The organism is Pedobacter sp., from assembly GCF_035566355.1.
GTDB lineage: Bacteria > Bacteroidota > Bacteroidia > Sphingobacteriales > Sphingobacteriaceae > Pedobacter.
In genome coordinates, this window is the sequence record NZ_DATMRL010000108.1 from 1 (window position 1) to 5,732 (window position 5,732).

Consider the following 5,732-nt stretch of genomic DNA (forward strand, 5'->3'; position numbering starts at 1 on the left):
AGACCAGTGAAGATCAGCAGCGAAAACACCACCTGGAAAAAAGCCGATCTGCTCCAGTATAATGAAATTTTGGAAGCCACCAAAGGATCATCAGTCATCTACCTTTGCGCCGGTCTGGTCTATGACAAAGAGGTCTGGAAACAGCAATGGCCAGTGATCATCCAAAACGTAATCAATGCAGCCAAACAGACCGGGGCCAGGTTGATCTTTTTTGACAATATATATATGTATGGTCTGGTGAATGGCCCTATGACAGAGCATACACCTTATAACCCATGTAGTGTTAAAGGAGAGGTGAGGGCAAAGATTGCCACTCAGCTTATGGATGAAGTAAAAGCAGGAAATATACAGGCTTCTATTGCACGGGCAGCTGACTTTTATGGAACAGATTCCATGAACAGCTTTCTGGATATGATGGTATTTGACAAATTTGCAAAAAAACAAAGTGCCCAATGGATCGGGAAACCCGAAAAGCTGCACAATTTCACCTATATCCCTGATGCGGGAAAGGCGCTTTTTTTATTAGGACAGCACCCGGAAAGCGACAATCAAATCTGGCATATGCCTACTGCCCCTGCCATTACCGGAAAAGCAATGATTGAACTTGCTGCTGCTATTTACGAAGTCAAACCAGCTTACACCAGTATTAACAGATTCATGCTTCAACTGGTTGGTTTATTTAAAAAAGTAGTGGCAGGTACAGTGGAGATGTATTATCAGTATGACCATGACTATAATTTTGATTCTTCGAAATTCGAACAGGCCTTTAGATTTACCCCCACAAGTTACAAAGATGGCATACAATATCTTTCAGAAACACTGTACAAGAAACAATAATTAAAGATCCTGGCCGTATACGCTGGTGCATACGGCCAGGATTCAATTAGTGATTGACCAGTTTCATGGCGCCTTCACTATACCTTTCACCAGTATGCGGGTATAATTCCAGCACATACTGAATGGCTTTAAGGTCATCTGCTGAAAGAGCCAGATCTACTGCCCCTGCATTTTCCTCCAGGTATTTTCTCTTCTTTGTTCCAGGAATAGGAATGATGTCTTCTCCCTGAGCCAACACCCAGGCCAGGGCTAATTGTGCCGGAGTAGCCTGTTTCGCCGCTGCCAGTTTTGCAAATTCCGCCGCCAGCAGCTGATTGTTCTTTAAGTGGTCGCCACTGTAACGCGGCAATGTTTTACGAAAGTCTGTATCTGCCAGCTCGGCAACATCTAATGTATTTGTGACCAATCCTCTCGCTAATGGCGAATAAGGAATCAGGCTGATGCCCAGCTCTCTTACTGTATTAAGAATATCTCCTTCCACGTCCCTGGTCAGCAAGGAATACTCACTTTGCAGAGCTGCAATCGGGTGCACAGCATTTGCTTTCCGTATAGAGGCAGGAGAAGCTTCACTCAGGCCCAGATAACGGACTTTACCTTCTTTGACCAGTTCGGACATAGCACCTACCATTTCTTCAACAGGAACATTTGGATCTATACGGTGTGCATAATACAGATCGATAACCTCTATATTTAATCTTTTCAAGCTATTTTCCGCCGCCTGCTTTAACCATTTAGGAGAACCATCAAAATAAGTTCCCGATGCACTGCTTGGACCCGCAACATCATCTTTAAAGCGAAAACCAAACTTAGTCGCAATAAATACTTTTTCCCGGTTAGGCACCAGTACTTTGGAAATTAACTCTTCATTTTTCCCGTTTGCATACATATCTGCAGTATCCCAGAAGTTGATGCCAAGATCCAGCGCCTTATGTAGGGTAGCGATACTTTCTGCATCATCTGTAGGACCATAAGCGAAACTCATGCCCATGCAACCTAAACCTACAGCTGATAATTTTTCATTTGTCTTACCTAGATTTCTGTATTTCATCTTTTTAGTATTTCTTTTTTAACAGATCAAATTTAAATCTTTATCCAGGCAATCTATTTAACAAATTCAAACGAATACTTACAGAATTCAAACAGGTATAACTCTGGCTTCCCCAGGAGTAAGCCCGGTTTGTTTTTTAAAAAAATTATTAAAATAGGCCGGGTATTCAAAGCCTATACTATAAGCAATCTGTGAAATATTCCAGTCTGTATGACGCAACAAAGCAATCGCCTCTTTAACTATCCTTGCTGAAATATGTTCGGTAGTGGTTTTACCTGTGATTTCTTTTACAGAACGGTTGAGGTGGTTGACATGGACGGAAAGATTTTCTGCAAAATGATTGGCCGTTTTCAGTTGAAGGGCAGCTTCAGGTGTATCAATTGGAAACTGCCGTTCCAGAAGCTCCAGGAATAAACTGGTGATCCTTGAAGAGGCATTAACAGGCTTCTCAAAATTTTCTGCGGGTTGCATCTTCATGGCTTCATGGATAATTGCATGCATATAATTCCGGAGCAGGTCAAATTTATGCACATAGTCTGAATTCATTTCCCGCATCATTTTTTTAAACAAAAAAGAAACTTCTTCCAGTTGTTGCTCATCTATAAAAAAGATAGGCGTTCCCCCTACCTTAAATAGTGGTGAGTCCTGTAGAGTTTCCTTGCGTTCCTGAGAATGAACAAAGGCTTCCGTAAACAAACAAAACCACCCCTCCTGTTCATCAGAGCCCGCTTCCCAGGAATAAGGGATCATTGGATTGGAAAAGAGCAAGGCTGGCCGGTCAATCTCTATCCACTTATCTGCATAATGCAGCCGCCCCGTTCCGATCACCAGAGAAACTTTATAGAAGTCCCTTCTGGAGTAAAAAGTGGTATGCTGACAGGAACTCCGGGTAAAGACATTGAAGTGCCCTGGTCCTGCATTGTTTATGGACAAGCCGGAAGGATTAATATGAGGAAGCCTGGCGTAAAAATCTTGTACTGTTTCCGTTGTATTCATCTAACAAAATTATAAAATTCAAACCATTAATATAACGCCAAATGAAGATCAAATCTTACATTCCTCTGTTTATACTATTTTGTACAAATAAGAGATAAACTTATCTTTGTATATCTTATTACTGCTATTGTATTAGTCTAGAAACAGACATCATGAAAGAAGACATAAATCTATTGGAACAAGCCGCGCACAATGACTATAAATATGGCTTTGTAACAAATATTGATACAGATACTATTCCAAAAGGGCTTAGCGAGGCTGTGATCGAACTGATCTCCAAAAAAAAGAATGAACCTGAATGGATGCTGAAATGGCGTCTCAAAGCTTATGCACATTGGCTAAAAATGGAGGAACCTACATGGCCAAACGTGAAGTATCCACCGATCAACTATCAGGACATTATCTATTATGCTGCTCCAAAGAAGAAAGAACAGCTCAATAGTCTGGATGAGGTAGATCCGGAGTTACTGCGCACTTTCGAAAAGCTGGGCATTTCCCTGGATGAACAAAAACGACTGAGCGGCGTGGCTGTGGATGTAGTAATGGACAGTGTTTCTATTGCGACGTCTTTTAAAGAGCAACTGTCAGAGATTGGCGTTATCTTTTGCTCCATTAGTGAGGCCATACAGCAACACCCTGAACTGGTCAAAAAGTACCTTGGCTCTGTGGTGCCGATGACCGATAATTATTTTTCAGCATTAAATTCGGCGGTATTTACAGACGGGTCATTCTGTTACATCCCAAAAGGCGTCCGCTGCCCAATGGAATTGTCTACCTATTTCAGGATCAATGCAGAAAACTCGGGCCAGTTCGAACGCACGCTGATCATTGCAGAAGACGAAAGTTATGTCAGCTATCTGGAAGGTTGCACCGCCCCTATGCGCGACGAGAACCAGTTACATGCGGCTGTGGTTGAACTGGTTGCTATGGAAAAAGCAGAAATTAAATACTCTACTGTTCAAAACTGGTATCCCGGCGACAAAAACGGCCAGGGCGGGATTTACAACTTTGTAACCAAAAGAGGAATATGTGCGGGTAACCACTCAAAAATTTCCTGGACACAGGTGGAAACAGGTTCTGCCATTACCTGGAAATACCCAAGTGTGATCCTGAAAGGGGACCATTCTATAGGTGAGTTCTACTCTGTAGCCTTCACCAACCACCATCAACAAGCAGATACCGGTACGAAGATGATCCATCTTGGAAAAAATACCAGGAGCAGAATTGTTGCCAAAGGCATTTCTGCCGGACAAAGCAATAACAGTTACCGCGGACTGGTCCGGACCAGCAAACAAGCCACCAATGCCCGTAATTATTCACAGTGTGATTCACTGCTGTTAGGAGATCAGTGCGGTGCACATACTTTCCCCTACATAGAAGTGAAGAACAAAACTGCCATTGTAGAGCATGAAGCCACGACTTCAAAAATCGGAGAAGACCAGTTGTTCTACTGCAGACAGCGCGGTATTGATGCAGAAGCTGCTGTAGCACTGATTGTCAACGGCTTCGCTAAAGAAGTAATGAACCAGCTTCCTATGGAATTTGCCATTGAAGCACAGAAATTACTGGCCATCAGTATGGAAGGCAGTGTTGGTTAGTCAAAAATATATCCATTTATAGAATTAGAAGATCATGTTATCCATTAAAAATATACACGCAAACGTAGAAGGTAAAGAAATTTTAAAAGGCATCAATCTGGAAATCAAACCAGGAGAAGTTCATGCCATTATGGGGCCAAACGGTTCTGGCAAGAGCACACTGGCCTCTGTACTGGCTGGAAGAGAAGAATATGAAGTTACTGAAGGCGAAGTGCTCTTTTCTGGAAAAGACTTACTGGAACTTTCTATCGAAGACCGGGCACGTGAAGGTTTATTCCTGGCTTTTCAATATCCAGTTGAAATTCCCGGCGTAAGCACCACCAATTTTATCAAAGCCGCTGTAAATGAAAAACGCAAATACCAAGGTCTGGAGCCTTTGGATGCGGTCTCTTTTCTTAAAATGATGAAAGAAAAGATGGCTATGGTAGAAATTGGCCAGTCTCTGCTCAGCCGATCCATTAATGAAGGATTCTCAGGTGGAGAGAAAAAAAGAAATGAAATTTTCCAGATGGCCATGCTGGAACCAAAACTTGCCATCCTGGACGAAACCGACTCCGGTCTGGATATTGATGCTTTACGTACTGTAGCTAATGGCATTAATAAACTGAGAACACCAGATCGTTCCATTTTATTGATCACCCACTACCAGCGTTTACTCGATTATATCCAGCCAGATTATGTACACGTATTGTACAAAGGCCGTATCGTTAAGTCAGGAACAAAAGAACTTGCTCTGGAACTGGAAGAAAAAGGATATGATTTCATTACAGAAAGCATTGATCAGTCTGCAAATGTCTAAGCTAAAAACCATTTAAGATCAAGACGATGACGAATGTAAATTATTTCAAAGATCAGTTTAGTGCGCTCCAGGCCTCAGATCCAAATGACCTGCTATCGGAAATCCGCAAAGAAAATTTCGATACTTTTAGCCGGTCCGGCCTGCCAACATTACGACAAGAAGAATGGAAATACACCAATATCAGCAGCCTGTTCGATAAAGACTATGAATTTGCAGCGGATCAGGAAATTTCTCCTTTCCTTCTTTCATCGCTGGAAGAAATGCGCATAAAGGGTCACCAGGGCGCTAATGAACTGGTTTTCCTGAATGGCCGTTATATCCCCTCTTTATCTGCAATCCGTTCTCCGGAGTCTCAGCTGGTGGTATTGCCATTAGAAGAGGCTATAAAAAGCAAATACAAAACGCTGGTTGCCCTGCACCTTGGACAAAGCAGCAGCTATATAAAGGATGGTAT

At 42.4% G+C, this 5,732-nt stretch carries 5 protein-coding genes and 1 pseudogene; 4 read left to right on the forward strand and 2 right to left on the reverse strand.

Annotation, left to right across the window (positions count from 1 at the left end; translation table 11 throughout):
• On the forward strand, nt 1-837 hold an 837-nt coding region (locus VNZ46_RS04150), incomplete at its 5' end, for an NAD-dependent epimerase/dehydratase family protein (protein WP_325558851.1).
• Nucleotides 838-883: 46 nt separating this feature from the next.
• Here the strand turns inward: VNZ46_RS04150 and VNZ46_RS04155 are convergent.
• Together VNZ46_RS04155 and VNZ46_RS04160 are read right to left on the reverse strand one after the other, a co-directional pair.
• A complete protein-coding gene (locus VNZ46_RS04155; protein ID WP_325558852.1) occupies nt 884-1,885 on the reverse strand; it encodes an aldo/keto reductase in 1,002 nt (333 codons plus the stop codon).
• Between the two features lie 87 nt (nt 1,886-1,972).
• The gene (locus VNZ46_RS04160) at nt 1,973-2,881 is read right to left on the reverse strand and encodes a helix-turn-helix domain-containing protein (RefSeq protein ID WP_325558853.1); all 909 of its coding nucleotides are present in this window, start codon (nt 2,879-2,881) and stop codon (nt 1,973-1,975) included.
• Nucleotides 2,882-3,033: 152 nt separating this feature from the next.
• Here VNZ46_RS04160 and sufB point away from each other — a divergent pair, with 152 nt between their 5' ends.
• The 3 genes and pseudogenes from sufB to VNZ46_RS04175 all read left to right on the forward strand — a co-directional run.
• Complete coding sequence (gene sufB, locus VNZ46_RS04165; RefSeq protein ID WP_325558854.1) at nt 3,034-4,479, forward strand: Fe-S cluster assembly protein SufB; 1,446 nt, start codon at nt 3,034-3,036, stop codon at nt 4,477-4,479.
• A gap of 34 nt (nt 4,480-4,513) precedes the next feature.
• On the forward strand, nt 4,514-5,278 hold the full coding sequence (sufC, locus tag VNZ46_RS04170; protein WP_325558855.1) for a Fe-S cluster assembly ATPase SufC: 765 nt from the start codon (nt 4,514-4,516) through the stop codon (nt 5,276-5,278).
• A 26-nt stretch (nt 5,279-5,304) separates the two neighbouring features.
• Nucleotides 5,305-5,732 (forward strand): annotated as a pseudogene (locus VNZ46_RS04175) (Fe-S cluster assembly protein SufD); the annotation flags it as partial.

Coding starts and splice junctions, on each gene's coding strand:
- sufB (WP_325558854.1), top strand. CDS start 3,034: ATGAAAGAAGACATAAATCTATTGGAACAAGCCGCGCACAATGACTAT.
- sufC (WP_325558855.1), top strand. CDS start 4,514: ATGTTATCCATTAAAAATATACACGCAAACGTAGAAGGTAAAGAAATT.
- VNZ46_RS04160 (WP_325558853.1), bottom strand. CDS start 2,881: ATGAATACAACGGAAACAGTACAAGATTTTTACGCCAGGCTTCCTCAT.
- VNZ46_RS04155 (WP_325558852.1), bottom strand. CDS start 1,885: ATGAAATACAGAAATCTAGGTAAGACAAATGAAAAATTATCAGCTGTA.